The 17,962-nt window shown below is 68.6% G+C and carries 16 protein-coding genes; 9 read left to right on the plus strand and 7 right to left on the minus strand.

Going from position 1 to position 17,962, the window contains the following annotated elements:
* Window positions 1-385: 385 nt before the first annotated feature.
* Both KME82_RS01340 and KME82_RS01345 read left to right on the plus strand, forming a co-directional pair.
* The gene (locus KME82_RS01340) at window positions 386-868 is read left to right on the plus strand and encodes a GNAT family N-acetyltransferase (RefSeq protein WP_215496936.1); all 483 of its coding nucleotides are present in this window, start codon (window positions 386-388) and stop codon (window positions 866-868) included.
* A gap of 20 nt (window positions 869-888) precedes the next feature.
* Window positions 889-1,626 (plus strand): hypothetical protein, encoded by a 738-nt coding sequence (locus tag KME82_RS01345; protein WP_215496937.1) that lies wholly within the window; start codon window positions 889-891, stop codon window positions 1,624-1,626.
* A 31-nt stretch (window positions 1,627-1,657) separates the two neighbouring features.
* On the opposite strand, the gene KME82_RS01350 is transcribed toward KME82_RS01345, so the two are convergent.
* On the minus strand, window positions 1,658-2,575 hold the full coding sequence (locus KME82_RS01350; protein WP_215496938.1) for a hypothetical protein: 918 nt from the start codon (window positions 2,573-2,575) through the stop codon (window positions 1,658-1,660).
* A 99-nt stretch (window positions 2,576-2,674) separates the two neighbouring features.
* Here KME82_RS01350 and KME82_RS01355 point away from each other — a divergent pair, with 99 nt between their 5' ends.
* Complete coding sequence (locus tag KME82_RS01355; protein WP_430538772.1) at window positions 2,675-3,967, plus strand: acetyl-CoA C-acetyltransferase; 1,293 nt, start codon at window positions 2,675-2,677, stop codon at window positions 3,965-3,967.
* A gap of 284 nt (window positions 3,968-4,251) precedes the next feature.
* Here KME82_RS01355 and KME82_RS01360 read toward each other — a convergent pair whose 3' ends face one another.
* Window positions 4,252-5,712, minus strand: a complete 1,461-nt coding sequence (locus KME82_RS01360) for a sulfatase-like hydrolase/transferase (protein WP_215496940.1) — start codon at window positions 5,710-5,712, stop codon at window positions 4,252-4,254.
* A 140-nt stretch (window positions 5,713-5,852) separates the two neighbouring features.
* Between KME82_RS01360 and KME82_RS01365 the strand changes: the two genes are divergently transcribed.
* On the plus strand, window positions 5,853-6,590 hold the full coding sequence (locus KME82_RS01365; RefSeq protein ID WP_215496941.1) for a hypothetical protein: 738 nt from the start codon (window positions 5,853-5,855) through the stop codon (window positions 6,588-6,590).
* Between the two features lie 142 nt (window positions 6,591-6,732).
* On the opposite strand, the gene KME82_RS01370 is transcribed toward KME82_RS01365, so the two are convergent.
* Both KME82_RS01370 and KME82_RS01375 read right to left on the minus strand, forming a co-directional pair.
* Window positions 6,733-8,118 carry an XVIPCD domain-containing protein gene (locus KME82_RS01370; protein WP_215496942.1) on the minus strand — a complete coding sequence of 462 codons (1,386 nt, stop codon included), beginning with the start codon at window positions 8,116-8,118 and terminating at the stop codon, window positions 6,733-6,735.
* Window positions 8,119-8,156: 38 nt separating this feature from the next.
* Window positions 8,157-8,894 carry a hypothetical protein gene (locus tag KME82_RS01375; protein WP_215496943.1) on the minus strand — a complete coding sequence of 246 codons (738 nt, stop codon included), beginning with the start codon at window positions 8,892-8,894 and terminating at the stop codon, window positions 8,157-8,159.
* Between the two features lie 424 nt (window positions 8,895-9,318).
* Between KME82_RS01375 and KME82_RS01380 the strand changes: the two genes are divergently transcribed.
* Window positions 9,319-10,899 carry a CocE/NonD family hydrolase gene (locus KME82_RS01380; RefSeq protein WP_215496944.1) on the plus strand — a complete coding sequence of 527 codons (1,581 nt, stop codon included), beginning with the start codon at window positions 9,319-9,321 and terminating at the stop codon, window positions 10,897-10,899.
* Window positions 10,900-11,933: 1,034 nt separating this feature from the next.
* Here KME82_RS01380 and KME82_RS01385 read toward each other — a convergent pair.
* The 3 genes from KME82_RS01385 to KME82_RS01395 all read right to left on the minus strand — a co-directional run bounded on the left by KME82_RS01385 (window position 11,934) and on the right by KME82_RS01395 (window position 15,275).
* Window positions 11,934-13,184: a heme biosynthesis HemY N-terminal domain-containing protein gene (locus tag KME82_RS01385; protein ID WP_215496945.1), complete on the minus strand. Its 1,251-nt coding sequence runs from the start codon at window positions 13,182-13,184 to the stop codon at window positions 11,934-11,936.
* A gap of 94 nt (window positions 13,185-13,278) precedes the next feature.
* Window positions 13,279-14,277: a uroporphyrinogen-III C-methyltransferase gene (locus tag KME82_RS01390; protein WP_215496946.1), complete on the minus strand. Its 999-nt coding sequence runs from the start codon at window positions 14,275-14,277 to the stop codon at window positions 13,279-13,281.
* Between the two features lie 119 nt (window positions 14,278-14,396).
* Window positions 14,397-15,275 carry a uroporphyrinogen-III synthase gene (locus tag KME82_RS01395; RefSeq protein ID WP_345777961.1) on the minus strand — a complete coding sequence of 293 codons (879 nt, stop codon included), beginning with the start codon at window positions 15,273-15,275 and terminating at the stop codon, window positions 14,397-14,399.
* A 151-nt stretch (window positions 15,276-15,426) separates the two neighbouring features.
* On the opposite strand from KME82_RS01395, the gene KME82_RS01400 reads away from it, so the two are divergent.
* The 4 genes from KME82_RS01400 to secB all read left to right on the plus strand — a co-directional run bounded on the left by KME82_RS01400 (window position 15,427) and on the right by secB (window position 17,949).
* A complete protein-coding gene (locus KME82_RS01400; protein ID WP_215496948.1) occupies window positions 15,427-15,885 on the plus strand; it encodes a YiiD C-terminal domain-containing protein in 459 nt (152 codons plus the stop codon).
* A 48-nt stretch (window positions 15,886-15,933) separates the two neighbouring features.
* Entirely contained in the window at window positions 15,934-16,356 is a 423-nt protein-coding gene (locus KME82_RS01405) for a hypothetical protein (RefSeq protein ID WP_252255580.1), read from the plus strand.
* 369 nt (window positions 16,357-16,725) lie between these two features.
* A complete protein-coding gene (locus KME82_RS01410; RefSeq protein ID WP_215496949.1) occupies window positions 16,726-17,163 on the plus strand; it encodes a rhodanese-like domain-containing protein in 438 nt (145 codons plus the stop codon).
* Between the two features lie 273 nt (window positions 17,164-17,436).
* Complete coding sequence (gene secB / locus KME82_RS01415) at window positions 17,437-17,949, plus strand: protein-export chaperone SecB (protein ID WP_036107609.1); 513 nt, start codon at window positions 17,437-17,439, stop codon at window positions 17,947-17,949.
* Window positions 17,950-17,962 lie beyond the last annotated feature (13 nt).

Raw genomic sequence — 17,962 nt, forward strand, 5'->3', positions numbered from 1 at the left:
TTGAGGCTGCGCCCGCCACTGCGCGGCGATCTGAGCCAAAAGCGTCGGGCATGAATGCCCTCCCACAACAGACCTCGCAGCCGCGTGGTTCGCGAGCGCGCTTGGTCGCGGTGCAGCATCGATGGCACCGGGTTCGCTACGGTCGCGGTTGAACTTGAGGTTCCGGCTGACAGTGGCTTGAGGCTGCGCCCGCCACTGCGCGGCGATTTGAGCCAACAGCGTCGGGCATGAATGCCCTCCCACAACAGACCTCGGAAGCCGCGTGGCTCGCGGGTGCGCGCCCGGTTGCGATGCGGCATCGATGGCGCCAGTAGCCACCGTCGCTACCCAACCACCCGCTCGCGCATCGCCTATCCTTGGCGCATCCCACGCAGCGACCCCCGCCATGACTCACCTGCGCATCCGCGACGCCGTTCCCGCCGACCGCGATCTGATCGCCGACTGGATGATCGCGATGGCCTGGGAAACCGAGCACAAACAACTCGACCCCGACACCGTGCGCGCCGGCGTCGCCGGCGGCTTGGCCGACGCGGCCAGGGCGCGTTACTTAATCGCCATGCGCGAGGCCGAAGTCGCCGGCAACGAGACCATCGCGGTCCCGGCCGGCACCTTGATGTTCACTCACGAATGGAGCGACTGGCGCAACGGCGACTGGTGGTGGATCCAGAGCGTGTATGTCGCGCCGGAGCACCGCCGCCAGGGCGTCTACAACGCATTGCACCGCCATGTGGCGGCCCTGGCCGAGGCGACGCCGGACGTGGTCGGGCTGCGGTTGTATGTCGAACGCGCCAACGCCGACGCGCAACGTACTTACGAGGCGATGGGCATGGTCGATGCGGGGTATCACATCTACGAACAGCACACGTGATCGGCGCGACGCTCAAAGCGATGCGCCTCGGACTCGTGCTGGCCGGCGTGCTGTTCGCAAGCCAGGCCTGCGCGTCCGACGACGATCGCGTGGGCGATGATCCGGGTAAGTGCAGTACCGACACCCAGATCGAACACAACCGCGACGGCTCGCAACTGGAGCTGCGCAAGCGTTCGTGCGAGGGTGGCGACGAGATGTCGGCGACGGTCTGGTACCGCGTCAGGCCGGAGGATGCGGCGCGCAAGCTGATGCATTACCAGTCGCCCGATACGCCCGGCACCTGGGCCGCGAGCCTGGTCGATTTCGATCGTGACGGGTGGTTCGACCTGCGCCAGGGCGGCCAGTGCGGCGCGGGGCCGAACTGCGAGGGCGAGATCCATCGCTTCGACCCGAAGCGGCGCGAGTTGTACCTGATGCATGCCGGCGGTTGGGCCGATGTCAGTTTCGATGGCGAGTATCTGGTCGAATCCGGCCGCGCGAGTTGCTGCGCCTGGGAGTATCACGTCTATCGCGTGCGCCATCGGCCGCGCCCGGTGTTCGATGACCTGCCCGACTTCATCATCCTGGCCGACGCCGGTTTCGTCGGCGACGACAAGGACGGCGAGTCGCCGGCCACGCGTTGCCGCTTCAGCCGTCGCACGGGCGAGGACTACCGCGTGGTCGCGCCGCCGGCCAAACGCTGGCTCGAGTACTGCTCGCTGTACGGCGACGACTATGTGGTCGAGCCGCCGGACCCGGCGGCGGGCAAGAAGCCCTAGGCCGGATCGGCGCCGGCGCGGCCAGCCGGGGTTACAGCTGGCCCGGCTCCGGCGCCCCGTCGCAATGCACGAACGTCACCGGCACGCCGTGCGCGCCCAGCACCGCGGCGATCTGCTTGAGCCGCGCTTCGAAATGCTGATAGCGGCGATTGAGTTTCTCGCGGCATTCCTCGGTGCCGCACGGGGCTTCGGGCGCGTAGCGCTGATGCCAGGCGTTCGGCGAGAACAGGGCGATGCGGGCTTCGCCTTCGCTGTAATGGATCAGCGGCTCGGGCGGGGCGTCCAGCCACTCCTCGCCGTCGGGCTGCAGCAGCGCGGTTTCCAGCAGCGGCCACAGCGGGCCCAGGCCGGCGTGGTCGTACTGCATCGCCATCATCGCGGCGAGGTCGTGGACGGTGAGGTAGCGCGCGTGTTCGACCTGCAGGCCGAAGGCGTCCTGCGCGGCCAGGGCGGTGTCGGCGCCGGCCATGCCGCGTTCGAGCAGGCTGGATTCGAGCAGTTCGCCGACCCGCGCGACCCGCTCGGGGTCGCCGCTGAGCACGAACGGCACCAGCCGCAGCGGGCCGCCGGCGTAGTCCGGCGAGGGCGCCAGCGCGCCGGGCAGTTGCTGTTCGTGGGCGCCGAACGCGATCACCCGGCCGGCGTCGCCGGCGCCGCGCTCGCGCGGGGCGTTGGCCGACAGCTCGTCGAGTTCGCGGTGCAGTGGCCAGCCCGGGCGCAGCAGTTCGACCGGGTCGTAGTGGGCGCCCACGGTGACCAGGTCCAGCGCGGCGGTCTCGGCGGCGAAGCCGGCCAGGTCGCGGGCGATCTTCTCCGACAGGGCGCCCGCATCGTGGCGGGGCAAGGCGCTGCGGCTGACCGCGGCGTCGCCCTTGAGCTCCAGGGCGAGGGCGCCGAGGACGTGCAGGGGCGCGGACGGGCCGCTGGCGGGAGGGCTGGCTGAGCTCATGGTCACCGAAGATACGCTGGCGTTTGGTAGAGCGCGTGTGCGGCGCTACACTGAGCCCCATTATGCCCGGTCCGCCGCGACGGGCCCTGTGAGAACTCCTTGCGAGGTGTGCCGATGCGCCAAAACCGTCCCGTCGCCGTGCTCGGTGGCGTGCGTATTCCGTTCTGCCGCCAAAACACCGCTTATGCGGATGTCGGCAACCTGGGCATGTCGGTGCGCACCTTGGGCGCGTTGGTCGAGAAGTTCGGCCTGCACGGCCAGCAGCTCGGCGAAGTGGCGATGGGCGCGGTGATCAAGCACAGCAGCGACTGGAACCTCGGCCGCGAGGCCGCGCTGTCCTCGGGCCTGTCGCCGCTGACCCCGGGCATCACCCTGCAGCGCGCCTGCGGCACCTCGCTCGACTCGATCATCACCATCGCCAACAAGATCGCGGTCGGCCAGATCGAGGCCGGCATCGGCGGCGGTTCGGACACCACCTCCGACGTGCCGATCGTGTACGGCAAGAGCCTGCGCCGGCGTCTGCTGGAAGCCGCGCGCGCGCGTAGCACCAAGGACAAGATCGCCGCGTTCAAGGGCTTCCACCTGCGCGAACTCAAGCCCGAGTTCCCCGGCGTGGCCGAGCCGCGCACCGGCAAGAGCATGGGCGAGCACTGCGAGGACATGGCCAAGCAGTGGAACATCTCGCGCGATTCGCAGGACGAATGGGCGCTGTCGTCGCACCTCAAGCTGGTCGCGGCCTACGAGCGCGGGTTCTTCGACGATCTGGTGGTGAGTTTCCGCGGGGTGTCGCGCGACAACAACCTGCGCGCCGACAGCACCCTGGAAAAGCTCGCGACCTTGAAGCCGGCGTTCGACAAGACCTCCGGGCGCGGCACCCTGACGGCGGCGAATTCCACCCCGCTGACCGACGGCGCGTCGGCCTGCCTGCTGGCTTCGGAGGAATGGGCGCAGGCGCATAACCACGAAGTGCTGTGCTACCTGCGCGACGCGCAGGTCGCGGCGGTCGACTTCGTCCACGGCGAGGGCCTGCTGATGGCGCCGACCGTGGCGGTGCCGGAAATGCTCAAGCGCAACGGTCTGACCTTGCAGGATTTCGACATCTACGAAATCCACGAAGCCTTCGCCGCGCAAGTGCTGTGCACGCTGCGCGCGTGGGAGAGCGAGGACTACTGCAAGACCCGCCTGGGCCTGGACGCGCCGCTGGGCCGGATCGACCCGGCCAAGATCAACCCGAACGGCTCCTCGCTGGCGGCCGGCCACCCGTTCGCCGCGACCGGTGCGCGCATCGTCGCGACCGCGGCGAAGGAATTGAAGCAGCGCGGTGGTGGGCGTTGTTTGATTTCGATCTGCACCGCCGGCGGCATGGGCGTGGTGGCGATTCTGGAGCGGTAAGTTCCGCCGTTCCCTGCTCCCGCTTGCGGCGACCGAAGGGAGTGCAGAGCTGAGAAAGTGCCCGAAGGGCGGATGAGGGCGCGTAGTGCCGCAAATGGCTGACCTCGCAAACCCTCACCCTGGCCGCACCCCGGCCCAAACGCATGGCGTTTGGGCGTTCGCGGGCGCGCGAGCCAGTGGCTCGCAAGCGGCACCCGCTCACCCCGCAAAGCGGGAGAGGGAGCAAAATGCCGCAGCTCATAGCTCATAGCTCATAGCTCATAGCTCATAGCAGTAGCTAGATCTCAGGCAGCCGGCCCGCCGCGACTCGTCCCGGCGATGTACTGCGGCGGCCACCCCGCCGGCGTCGTGCCCTTTTTCTTCATCTGTATCGCCAACTCGGCGTCCAGTGCCGCCTGCTGATCGGCGTAATCGGGATTGCCGGCCAGGTTGGTGTTCTGCTGCGGATCGGCGGACAGGTCGTACAGCTCCCAATCGCCGCCCTGGCTCTGCGCGCCCGCGGCCGGCGCATACACCGCATACGTCCACTGCGCCGAACGGATCGCGCGGATCACGCTCGGTCCGTTGCCGCCGATGTCGTCGTAGGTGTAATGCACATAGTCCTGCACGCCGGTGCCGCTGCCTTCGAGCACCGGGCTCAGGTCGGTGCCGGCCAGGCCGGGGAATTGCGAGCTCACGCCGAGCAGGTTGGCCAGGGTCGGCAACAGGTCGACCGAACTGGCCAGCGCCTGCGTGCTTTGCGGCTGCGGCCACGCGATGGGATTGGAGAACAGCAGCGGCACGTGGATGGCTTCGTCGTAGGCGTTGACGAATTTTTCGACCATGCCGTGCGACAGGCCCAGTTCGCCGTGGTCGGCGAACCGCACGATCAAGGTCCGATCGATCTGTGCGGCGCTCATCGCAGCGAGGATCTGCTGGATCTGCGAATCCACATAACCGACCAGGTACGCATAGAAATCGACGAAGTCCTGCTCGCTCGCGCCATCGTCGCCGCTCATCTGGGCGAAGGTGTAGCTCGATTGCGCGCGCGGCTTGGTCGACAGGTTCTCGTCGGCGTTGAGCGGGATCGGCGCGGCGGCGGCGCGATACGTCGTCGGGTCGTAATAGCTCGCGGCCTGGTTGAGATAACCCAGATGCACGTCGTGCGGATTGACCAGCGACACCGCCAGGCAATACGGCTCGGCCGGCGGCGCGGCGAGGAAGTTCAGCGCATCGGCGAGGTAGCGCTGATCGTTCTGGTTGGGCGCGCCGGGCGTGACCGGTCCGGTATCGAGGGTGCCGCCGCCGAGGAAGGTGGCGTTCAAGCTGATGCCGGCGTCGTTCGGGTCCCAGGTCGCGAAGCCCCACTGCGCGAGTTCGTCGTCCTGCGTGCCCGGTTCGTTGCTGCCGAGCAGGTGCCACTTGCCGATCCAGTAGCAACCGTAGCCCGCGGCCTTGAGCACGCTGGCCAGATTGGGAAACCGCGAAGGCAGCGGCAGGGCCGCGCCGCCGGTGTGGGTGCAACCGGTGACCGCCGGGTACTGGCTGGTCAGGAACGTCGCGCGGCTCGGCGAGCACATGCACGCGCCGGTGAACGCGGCCTGGAAATCGATCCCGTTGGCGGCGAGCTGGCGCATCGCCGGCATCGCCGCGGCGAGCGTGGGTTGGTACGACGCCGGCCATTGCAGCAGGCTGCGTTCCTGGTCGGTGATGATCAGCAGCAGGTTGGGTCGGTTGCCGTTCGAAAACAGATCGCTCAGGGCCATGTCGGTCGCTCCGTGGGATGCACGCTCAAACGCGCGCAACGGCGCCGGCAGGACGGCCACGGCCGCCGCGCGTCGGCCAGGCGCATACAGGCACTGCGCGCTCGGGCAATATGTGCGCACCGTCACGACAAGGAGCTGTCATGCGCCGTCACTTCCCCTGCGTCCTCGCCCTGCTCGCCGCCACGCTGCTGCCGCTGTCGGCCGCGGCGATGACCTTTGCCGAACAATCGTTCGTCTGCCCGATCGACGGCCAGACCTTTTCCACGCGGGTAATGAGCTCGGGCACCTCGTTCGGCTCGTACTTCGATACCCAGCGCTTCGGCCCGATCGCCTCGCCCGCGCCGCTGCCGATGTGCCCGGGCAACGGGTTCATCGTGATCGACGAGAACCGCAGCTACAGCGAGGCCGAACTGGTCAAGTTGCGCGCGTTCGTGGCGTCGGACGACTACCGCGGCTGGGTCGCGAACGACACGCCGTACTACCGATTGGCCAAGCAGATGGCCTGGTCGGGCGAATCGCCCGACCGCGTCGCCGGGGTATTGCTGCAGGCCACCTGGGAAGCCGGCAGCAAACGCTATCCGCGCTACGCCGCCGAGGCGCTGGAGGCGATGCAGCAACGCGCCGCGCGCGAAGCGGGGACCGATCAGGCGTACCACACGCGCATGCTGATCGGCGAATTGCAGCGTCGGCTGGGACGCTTCGATCAGGCCCAGGCGACGTTCGACGCGTTGCGCGGCGACCGCGCGTTCCCGGGCAAGCAGGACGAGGACACCGCCGTCTACATGCGCAAGGTGCTCGACGCGCAGTTGCAGCTGATCCGTTCGCGCAGCGTGGCGCATGCGCGCCTGGACGAGGACGGCACGATCGTCGATTTCTGATCGATGCTTGGCGGCTGAGAGTTCGCGCCGCGGACGAGCGCGGCGCGATGCGCGAACGCGATCCGATGGTTGCTCGATCGCCCCGTGCCTGCGGCGATCAGGACCCGCGCCGACGCCAACGCGCCGGCACGGATCGCCGCGATCAGGCCATGCTGCGCGCCGGATTGCGTTGCTGTTCGGCCTGCTGCTCTTGCTGCAGCGCCGCCTGCTGCTGCGTCGGTTGCGGCGGATTCATCGCCAGCGCCTGGAACGATTGCTCGACCTTGGTCTCCATCGCCTCGCGGGTGTTGGTATGCGCGCGCTGGCTGGCCGGGTCGGTCGGATCGCCGCGCACCACGAACACGTTCTCGCCGGCGCCGAGCCGCTCGGTGCCGCGGCTGAGCACGACCGCATCGACCCGATCGAAGCGGTTGTCGCTGGCGAGCTGGGTCAGGCGCGCGGTCAGGCGTTCGCTGCCTTCGTCGTAGCTGCGGCCGTGCGCCGCGTCCAGGCGCTGCACGCCGTCGCGGCATTGGCAGTACAGCGAGTGCTGCGGATGGTCGGCGCGGCGCGGGTCGAACGGCGCCGGTTCGTTGCCGCCGCCGCGATCGCCGTAGTCGCCGTAGTCGGCGCGGGCCAGTTGCACCCGCGCCTCGCCGCGTCCGGGTTCGCGCGCCGGTTCGCCGGCGTCGGACAGCACCGCGGGACTGCGCATGAGCGGCCGGCCGCGGTTGGGATCGGCCGGATGGAAATCGTCGCGCATCTCCTGCCGGTGCAGGCGCACCGCGCGGGCATCGTTGAGTTCGGCGATCAGGGCGCGGTCGGTGACCGTGCGCGACGCGCCCATGCCTTCGTCCGGCCCGGAGATCTGCGCCGATTCGGTCCAGGTGCGATGACGCGCGCTGTATTCGTAGACCATCGGCGAGCGCTGGATGCGGTCCGGGTCGAGGTTGGATTCGCTGCTCATCGCGGTGGCGCGCACCGCGGCCAGGCGACCGGTGTAGGTCGTGGCTTCGCCCGGGGGCAGGTTGCGACCGATGTCGTACAAGGTGTTGGCGGTACGGCCCAGGCCGAGCGCGCCGTTGTCGAGCATGTGATCCCACACGCGTTCGACTTCGGCCTCGCCGTGGGTGCGGCGCGCGCCTTCGAGCAACTGCCGCGGCGTCCAGGCATTGGGATTGATCCCGGCCTGGGTGAAGGATTGATCGTGGGCGCGCTGGACATCGCGCGCGGGCAGGTTCAAGGCCAGTTCGGGATGGCCTTCGCGCACGTGCTCGCGGCGCATCGCCAGGTCGCGGGTGATCAGGTCGACGCCGAACCGCTCCCAGTCGCGCTCGCTCATCTCGCGCCCGTCGCTGCGCGCGCGCATGTCGGCATGCAGGTTGGCGACCCGGCCGGGCGCGTTGTCGTTGCGCACCACGCCGAGCGCGAGCGTGCCGTAGCCGTCGTTGCCCGGGTGCTGGGCGAGGTAGTTCCAGTACAGCTCGCGATTTCCCTGCTGGGCGTAGTGCCCCAGGATGGTGAGGTCGCGTTCGTTCAATCCGCTCATCGTGTGGTCTTCCTTGCTGTCGTCTTGGTCGCGCCGGGTCAGGGCGCGGCGTTGCGGTGGTACTGGTCGAACAGGCCGCGCACGCGCGCGTCGATGCGCTGCCAGTCCTTGAGGAATACCCGCAGGTATTCGACGGTGACGCGGGTGTTGTAGCGCGGCAGGATCAGGCTGTGCTCGCAGGTCGCGATCGGCGGTTCGATCTGCTTGAGCGTGTTGCCGTCGAGCGTCACGCCGTCGGGCATTTCGCGCGAGCTGCAGGTGATCACCGTGGCCAGCTTGCCCTGCGCGTCGCGCTGCACGAACCAGTCGCGATTGAGCGAGGACTCGCGCTGGCGCGCGAGGTCGACCTTGTCGCCGTGTTGCTTGAGCAGGTAGGCGTCGAACTTGCGGAAGTCCAGGTAGTAGGGCTCCAGGCCGAACACCGGTTCGCCGCGCAGGCGCAGGTCGATGTTGAGCGAGGGGTCTTCTTGCGCGGCCTGCGGCGAATCGATGTCGGAACGGAGGATCCGCTCCAGCAAGCTGTCGAGCGGCACCCGGTCGATGAAGCTCGGGGTGATGTTGACGCCCTTGCGGAACCGGTCCTGGTCGTCGAAATACCGCTCGCCCGGCGCCAGCGGCTGCAGGTCGGGCCACTGCACGATCAGGCGCATGTTGCCTTGGAAATCCGGGCCGAGCTGGGTGTCGAAATAATTCGCGGGAATCTCGAAGCGGTGCGGGCCGAGCTTGGCCTCAACCGGTTTGTCGTTGTAGGGCGAGGCGACGGCGGCGTCCGTCATGGGTGCGGGCTCCTGGGCTGGACTGGAGGGCGGCGCCGACGATGTGCAGGCCGCCAGCGCCAGGCTGGCGGCGAGGACGAAGCTGCGGCGCTTCGGGGCCGTCGTCGTCATGGGCATCCTCCGTTGATGCGGTGCGGATGTGCGGGCGGGGTTCGCACAGCGGGCCAGTCTAGGTGCGGCCGCGGGAGGGGTAAAGGAAGGCGCGATGCGCCGATCGCGGCTCGCATCGCTCGTGCATGACGCGATGTCCGCAGGGCCGGCGCGAACCCGACCGCCGATCCGTGACCGAGGTCGCGCCGGTTCACCAAGCTGCTCCGAAGGCACGGTTGTTGTGTCTCCATTCGCGATGGTACGGTCGATCGGCAACAAACCATACGCAAACGTATCTTAATGTGCTGAACAGTCTCTGGGAGGGGACAGCCTCATGCGCAAGCTCGGGTCGTGGTTCGTGTCATGTCTGGTCCTGACCGTGTTCGCCGCTCCGGCGATGGCGGGTGGTTTCAAAGGCAGCTATCAACGCATTCCCGGTTGGGACGGTGCGGAAATGGGCGCCTTCGTGATGGTGCCCAAGGACCAGGGCCCGGGGCCGTTTCCGCTGCTGGTGATGCCCGCGAGCTGGGGCGCGCCGAACCTGGAGTACGTCGGCCGCGGCGCGGTGCTCGCCGGCCAGGGCTATGTGGTGGTCAGCTACACCTCGCGCGGGTTCTACGATTCGGCCGGGCAGATCGACATCGCCGGGCCGGGCACGGTCGAGGACGTCAGCGCGGTGATCGACTGGGCCTTGGCGCACACCCCGTCCAACCCGGCGAAGATCGGCGCCAGCGGCATTTCCTACGGCGCCGGCATCAGCCTGCTCGCGGCCGAGCGCGATCCGCGGATCAAGGCGGTCGCGGCCCTGAGCGGCTGGGCCGACCTGGAGGCGTCGCTGTACGCCAACCGCACCGTCAGCCAGCAAGGCGCGGCGCTGTTGGTGCTGGCCGGTTCGCTGACCGGACGGCCCGGGCCGGAACTCGCCGGCGCCACCGCGCGCATCGCGCTCGGCGACTTCGACGGCGCGGTCAACGGCCTGTTGCCGGTGGTGCCGCAGCGCAGCCCGATCACCGACGCGGCCGCCTTGAACCGCAACGGCACCGCGGTGTTCCTCGCCAACGCCTTCAACGACAGCCTGTTCCCGCCGGGCCAGTACATCGACTTCTACACCGGCCTGAGCGGACCCAAGCAACTGCTGTTCGCCCACGGCGACCACGCCACCGTCGAAGTGGCCGGCGCGCTGGGCCTGCCGAACGAGGTCTACACCGGCGCGGTGCGCTGGTTCGACCATCACCTCAAGGGCATCGACAACGGAGTCGAGCGCGAGCCGGCGGTGCGGCTGAAATCGCAGGACGGCGACTGGCGCGGCTATGCCGACTGGAACGCGGTGCAGACCGGTTCGACCGTGCTCGCGCTGAGCCGGCCGAGCGGCCTGATCGCGCCGACCGGCGAACTGCGCGCCACCCCGAGTACCGGCTGGAGCCATTCGATCCTGACCGGCCTGCCGACCGTCGCCGATTCGGGCATCGCCTTCGTCAGCGGTTTCCTGCAGTCGGTGCAGGTCGCGCCGCAGGCGTCGATTCCGCTGGTCCTGCGCGCCGGCGCGGGCGTGTGGCAGACGCCGATGAACTGGCTGCCGCAGCAGCTCAGCGGCATGCCGAAGCTGCACGTCACGGTGACCCCGAGCCAGTCCGAGGTCAGCCTGTTCGCCTATCTCTACAGCGTCGACCTGCTCGGCAACGGCACCTTGCTCAGCCACAAACCGTATTCGCTGCGCGGCGCGCGTCCGGGCGTGGCGCAGACCATCGATCTGCGCCTGGAAGCGACCAGCTGGGACATCCCGGCCGGCCGCCGATTGGTGTTGGTGGTCGATACCCAGGACCCGCGCTATACCAGCGCGAGCACGATCGGCGGCAGCGTGAGTTTCAGTTCGCCGGCATCGGATCCGTCGACGTTGACGGTGCCGTTGCGCTGATTTTGGTGCGATAGGGTGGCAAACGAAACGGCGCTTTGATGCGCCGTTTTCGTTTGGGTTGTTGCGAGGCCGGCGTGAGGGGTTCGATGGGTGATGCGTGTCGTCGGCGAGGTTACGTCGAAGCCCCTGTAGGAGCGGCGCAAGCCGCGACCGCGCCATCACGACAACTTCGAAGCCTGCGCAGTAGCCGCAATTCGCGGTCGCGGCTTGCGCCGCTCCTACAGGTAGGCCATGTGGCTTTTTCCTCATTTCAGTCGTCGCTTCCAGCGCTGCGAAGCCTCTAACTCGCGTTAGCAAACGCACACCCGGAGGGCGGCGTGCAGGATGCACGCCGTGCGCCACCGGGACATGGATGTCCCGTGTGGCGCATGCTCGCGTCTGCTCCGCACTTGCGGGCACTTGATTCAAGAAAAAGCGTTTTTCTTTGGTTACCTTTCTTTTGTCGCTTTTGACAAAAGAAAGTAACTCGGCCGCTTGCGGACGAAAGCTGTTGCCTTTGCCTCAAAGGCTCTAGAGCTTAAAAGCTCTAAAGCTTTAAGAGCTGCAAGCAGGATCAAAAGCTTCCGCCACTAAAGCGGCGGGTCACTTTCTTTTGTCAGAAGCGACAAAAGAAAGGTAACCAAAGAAAAACGCTTTTTTGTGAATCAAGAGCCCGCAAGTGCGGGGCAGACGCGGGCACGCGCCACACGGGACATCCATGTCCCGGTGGCGCGCGACGCGCATCCCTGCGCGTCGCCCTCCGGGTGTGCTTTTGTTCTCGCGAGTTACGAGCCTCGCAGCGCTGGAAATGAAACCTGACTTCAGGTGAGAGCCATATGGCCTACCTGTAGGAGCGGCGCAAGCCGCGACCGCGGGACTACGACAACGTCGCAACGTATTCGTAGGAGTGCTACCCAACAACAGCCCGCGACACGCCAAACATCAGCCGCGATCCGACCCAATCGTCGGCGTCCGCATCAACGCCAAACACCTCCGCCAAAAACAAAACGGCCGCCCCGAAGGCGGCCGTTCCGGCGTACAAGCGGCGACTCGACTCACCCGCGCAACCGCGGCATCCCGAACTCATCGCGCTCCTCGATCACCGCTTCATCGAACAACTTTTGACGCAGATCGCGCCCCGGCAATTCGGTGATCGCTTCGCCGCGTCCGGCGCGCAGCGCGTTGACGTAGCTCAGGCGCGCGCGGTTCTCGTCGCCGACCTGGGCGAAGCCGTGGCCGAGTTCTTCCCAGGCTTCGCTGTTGGCGCCCTGGGCCAGGGCACGGTGCAGATAGGCTTCGGCCTGCGGCCACTGGCCCTGCGCACGGGCGAGGCGGGCCAGGCTGACCAGCAGGCCGGGGCTGCCGGGATGCGCCTGCAACCAGCGTTCGGCGTTGGCGCGGCGCGCGTCGAGGCGGCCGATCGGCAGGCGGCCGTAGAGCGCGGCCAGCGATTCGTCCCAACGCGTGTCCAGGGCCTGTTCCAGACTCTTGGCGGCGGCCTCTTCCCAACGCAGCGCGGCGGCGCGTTCGGCGTAGGCGGCGACCGCGGCCGGGTCGGTCTTGAGCGGCTTGGGCAGGGTTTCCCAATGATCGGCGAGCACGTTCGCGTCGGCGGCTTCGCGCAGCGCGGCTTCGGCCCAGGCGGCTTCGTGCTGGCTTAGGCGCTCGGCCGGCCAGACGTTGTGCTGGCGCAATGCGCCGAGCAGGCCGTACGCCTCGCCGGCGCGGCCGAGCGCGGCCAGCGCTTGCGCGCGCAGGGCGAGGCCGCGCGGCGGCAGCGGCTGCGCGGTGGGCATGTCGAGCGCGGCCAGCGCATCGCCGGGACGGTCTTCGGCCAGCGCCAGGTCGGCGGCGGCGAGGGCGCGCGCGACCGGATGGTCGGCGGCCAGGGCGTCGAGGTATTGCACCTTCGCCGCGGTGTCGCCGCGGGCCGCGGCGGCGCGCGCGGCGGCGACGCCGGCGATCGCGGCCACGTCGCGGTTGCGCGCGGCCTGCGCCAGCGATTTCTCCGCGCGGGTCCAATGGCCTTGATGCAGGGCATCCAGGCCATCGATCAGGCGCGCGCGCGCCTGCTTCTTGCGATGCCGGCGCACCGCGGTGAACGGCAGGCTGAGCACCTTCCACACCAGCCACAGCGCCAGCAATCCGCCGATCAGCATCAGCAGCGCCTTGGGCACGTTGGTGAAATAGTTCATGCCGCCGTAGGTGACGACGACCTTGCCCGGATCCTGCACCAGCAGTTGCGCGGCCAACGCGCCGACCAGCGCGAGCACGATCCAGAACAGCAGATTGCGGAACAGATTCATTGCGGTGGCTCCTTGCTCTGACTCGCGCGCCGGGCCTCGCCCGGGCGCGCGCGTTGGTGCGTATGCGACGACGCTGGCGCGCGTTGCGGCCGGATCAGTGGGCCGTACGCAGCTGGCGCAATTGCTGCAGTGTGGTGCCCAGGGTAGGAACCGAGAGTGAAAGCGGCAGCGCGGCGATTTCGCGCAACTGCGCGAGCTGCCGTTGCTGCACGGGCGAAGCGGCCGACAGCCGCTGCACCCAATACTCCGCGCGGCTCAGCGCGGTGCGCAGACCCGGCGCGTCGCGTCGTTCGGCGGCGGCGCGGGCCAGCGAGATTTCCAGTTGCAGGCCGGCCAGCGCGGCGGCGCGGTCGGTCGGGTGCGCGGCCACGGTGCGGTCGACCGGCTGGCTTTCGATCAAGGTGCCGAACGCGCGCTGCCACCACGGCGCCAGCGCCGGCGCGGCGGCGCTCGCGGTATCGGGCGGCAGGCTCAGGCCCTGGGCGAGCGCGTCGAGCTTGGCCATGGCCTGCACCCGCGGTTCGATCCCCAGTTCCTTGAGCGCGGCGGTTTCCTGCAGCAGGGTCTGGCGCAGGCTCAGGTAGGCCGGGTCGTCGATGCCGTCGAGCACGCCGCCGGCCAGGGCGTAGGCGCGGCGCGCGCCTTCCAGGTCGCCGGCGATCAGCAGGCGCTGCTGGCCCAGGCTCAGCAGCAGCTCGGTTTCGTCCAGGCGCATCGCCTGGGCGCCGTGGCGGTCCGGGTCGGCGAGCTTGGACACGCTGTCCTCGATCAGCGCGGCGCGCTGGCCGATCCCGTGCAGTTCATCGCGCAGCACGCGGTTGGTGCTGTCGGCCTGGACGATGCGGCGGTTCTGCGCGTCCTGATTGGTGCGCAGGGTGCTCAGGCGCTGGTCCAGCGCGTCCAGCCGCTGGTCGGCGTCGGCTTCGGCGGCGAGTTCGCGCGCCTGCCGATGCTGCCATTCGCGCCAGCCGTACCAACCGCCGCCGCCGAGGATCAGCAGCACGATCAGCAGCCACAGCCAGCCATTGGAGCCACGCCGCGGCGGCGCGGAAGCGGAGGGAGTCGAGGACACGGTATCGAGGGGGACGTTCATGACCCGGCCATGCTACCGGATGAGCGCATCAAGACCGCCTTGACGGCGCAAATGGCCGGCGGCCAGTAGATGGCGATGTCGGCCGGGCCGGCGCCGGCTTGCTCGGTCCGTGCGCGCGCTCAGTCGTCCTGGGACGGCGCCTGCGGGTCCGGTTCGGTGACCGCCACCCCGGGCAGCCGCGCCAGCACGGCGGGGTCGAGCAAGTCCTGCGGCCGCGGCCCGGCCGCCACCGTGACCTCGGCGAAGCCCAGGGTCCGCGCCAGTTCGGCCAGGCGTTCGCTGGCCGCGCTGACCCGCGCGCCGCGCAGCCGCGTCGCCGCCGCGTCGGGCAATTGCGCGAGCACTTGCTGCAAGGCTTCGCCGCTGGACAAGGCGAGCACGGCCGGCGCATCGAGCTCGATCACCTGCGCGATCGCGAAGCGCGACAACGTCGACGGCTCGCGTCGATAAATGTCGGCGCGCAACACGCGTGCGCCGCGTGCCTCGAACGCGGGCGCGAGCACGCCGCGTCCGCCCGGCGCGGTGATCAAGCCGACGCTGCTGCCGTGCAGTTGCCGCAACGACGGCAGATCGAGCAAGCCTTCGCTGGTCATGCGTTCGGGCGATGCGACCTCATCGATGCCGATCTCGCGCAATCGCGCCGCGGTGCTCGCGCCGACCGCATACCAATGCTGATCCATGCGCTGCAGTGTGGTGCGCATCGACGGTGCATCGCTGCGTTGATCGGCCGCATGCAGATCGTGCAGCGCATGCGCTGCATTCGGGCTGGTGACGACGATATGCGTCGCCTCCAGTGCATCTGCGAGCGCGCGTCGCGTCGTAGCGTTGTTATGCGTATGCACCGACCAAGGTGACAGTTCGATCAATGCGCCGCCGTATCGTTTTGCTATCGCGCGCAATGCTTCATGCTCGTCGCTCGGGCGCAACGAGATCACGTACCATCGCGGCGGTTGTCGCGGCGTGCGGCTCATGCGATCAGCTTCGCACAGTGTCCGCATCGCGTGCAGTCACGCATGGTCGCGGGCCGTCGCGATCGCGCGCGTCGACGCATCGCGCACAACGCGATGGGTTGCCATGAAGCCGTCATGTGTCCGCTCCAGGTTGCCGCTTTCATTCCGCCTTGTCCTTCCCCCAACGTAGCCAGTCCCGATGCCCTTAGATGCCGCTCAGCAACGTCTGCAACAGCACTACCAGTCCATGCCGCCGGTCGCGGCCATGCAGGTTTCCGTCGCCGGCTACGACGGCGCGCGCCTGCGCCTGCGCGCGCCGCTGGCGCATCACCTCAACGACAAGGGCTGCGCGTTCGGCGGCAGCCTGGCGTCGATGATGACCCTGGCCTCGTGGGGCCTGGTGTCGCTGGGGCTGGAACGCGCCGGATTGCAGGCCGAGGTGTTCGTCGCCGACAGCCAGATCCGCTACCTGGCGCCGTTGTTCGCCGACCTGGAAGTGCATGCCGAGCTCGCCCCGGAAGCCGACTGGAACAGTTTCCTGGCCACCCTGCGCGAACGTCGCCGCGCCCGCACCTCGCTGGTCGCGCGCGCGCTGTTGCCCGAAGGCGGCATCGCCACCGAGTTCACCGCGCGCTACGTGGCCATCGCTAAGCCCTGACGGCGCAGGTAGGATGCACGCCGAACGTCCCATCCGCCGGAGTCCGCGATGCGCCTGCTGAAATTCGTGCTGCTGTCCTGCCTGTTCGCTTTCGCGCTGACCGCCTGCCAGACCACCGGCACCCAGAACAACAAGCTTACCGAGATGCAGTACAACTACTCGGCGGCGATCCGCTGGGGCGATTTCGAGGGCGCGGTCAATCTGATGAAGCCCGAGCTGCGCGCCAAGATGGCGCCGACGCCGCTGCAGCTGGAACGCTACAAGCAGATCCAGATCTCCGGTTACGCCGACGTCGGCAGCAGCGCGGACAAGGAAAAAGGCACCGCGGTGCGTCTGGTCAACATCGGCGTGATCAACCGCCACACCCTGGCCGAGCGCAACGTGCGCTACACCGAGGCCTGGGAATGGGATCCGGAACTCAAGACCTGGTGGCTGATCAGCGGCCTGCCGGATTTCTGGGAAGGGCAGTAAGCCCTTTCGATAGTCGGTCCTCCGCTTGAATCCTTCTCCCGCTTGCGGGAGAAGGTGCCCGACAGGGCGGATGAGGGCGCGCGGTCTGCCGGTGCCCTCACCCCAACACCGCCCCGGCCCGAACGCATAGCGTTCGGGCGTTCGGTGCCGTGCGAGCCGATGGCTCGCAAGCACGGCCCCTCACCCCGCGCGCGGGAGAGGGGCTAAGCCAACACTCGCGCTGGCGGCAGCGCGCACGTAGACCGCCGGCCACCGGCCATCACGACCCGCCCCGTTTTGCTTGCCAGCCCGCCCTGGGCGACAATCGCCGCCCCGCGAGGGCCGTGCCGGCCTCCGCCCCGATTCGCCCCGTGCGTGAGTCCGCCTTCCGTGAGCTTTGATGAACTGCTGGCGTTCGCCAGCCGCCACATGTACCTGTCGCTGGGCTTCGTCGGTCTGACCGTCGCCATCGTCTACACCGAGATCGCGCGCCTGTTTCGCGGCTACAAGGCCCTGCGCCCGGCCGAGCTGACCGCGCTGATCAACCGCGACAACGCCCTGGTGATCGACCTGTCGGCGAGCGGCGAGTTCGAAAAAGGCCATATCGCCGGCAGCCGTTCGGTCCAGGTCAGCCAGTTCGACCCGGAAAGCAAGCTGCTGGCCAACGCCAAGGCACTGCCGGTGGTCGCGGTGTGCCGCACCGGCCAGGCTTCGGCCGACGCGGCCAAGCGGCTCAAGAAGGCCGGTTTCGAGCAGGTCTACTGGCTCGACGGCGGCATCCAGGCCTGGCAGCAGGCCGACCTGCCGCTGATCAAGGGCCGCGGCTGAATCGGGCTCGCCTTGGCGGCCGCTACCGCCGGCCGGTCGTCGCGCGAATCGGCCGCGTGTCGCGAATACGCCACGCGCCGCGCCCACACTGCCTCAATCCGTGAGCGATTGCCGCCCGTGCCCTTGATTGGCGCCGGGCCCGCCTCAATTCACTCGACTCGTCGTCGATGACGGGCCGCAGGGGCGAACCGGGCCGGGCGTTTGGTCCCGGTCCGCGCGAGCGGGCATAATCGACCTCTTTTCCGATTTCAATTCCGCTGGGGGAGTCACCCGATGTCCGAAGAAAACGTCAACGGCGCAGTAGCGCCGGCCGAAGCCGCAACCGGCCCCGCGTTCACCGTCGAGAAGATCTACGTCAAGGACGTGTCCTTCGAGGTGCCCAATGCCCCGGCGGTGTTCGCCGAGACCGCGCAGCCGCAGCTGCAGCTGAACCTGTCGCAGAACGTCCAGCGCGTCGGCGAGAACGCCTATGAAGTCGTGCTCGGCGTGACCCTGACCTGCACCGCCAACGACAAGTCGATGTACCTGGCCGAAGTGAAGCAGGCCGGCGTGTTCGGCCTGGTCGGCTTCGACGCCCAGACCCTGGACGCGATGCTCGGCACCCACTGCCCGAACGTGCTGTACCCGTACGCGCGCCAGCTGGTCAGCGACCTGATCCAGGCCGGCGGCTTCCCGCCGTTCTTCCTGCAGCCGATCAACTTCGACGCGCTGTACGCCGAAGGCATGCGCCAGCGCGCCCAGGGCGGCGACAACCTCGCCGACGCGGAAACCGCCGGCAACGCCTGAGTCCGACCACTTT

The organism is Lysobacter capsici (assembly GCF_018732085.1).
GTDB lineage: Bacteria > Pseudomonadota > Gammaproteobacteria > Xanthomonadales > Xanthomonadaceae > Lysobacter > Lysobacter capsici_A.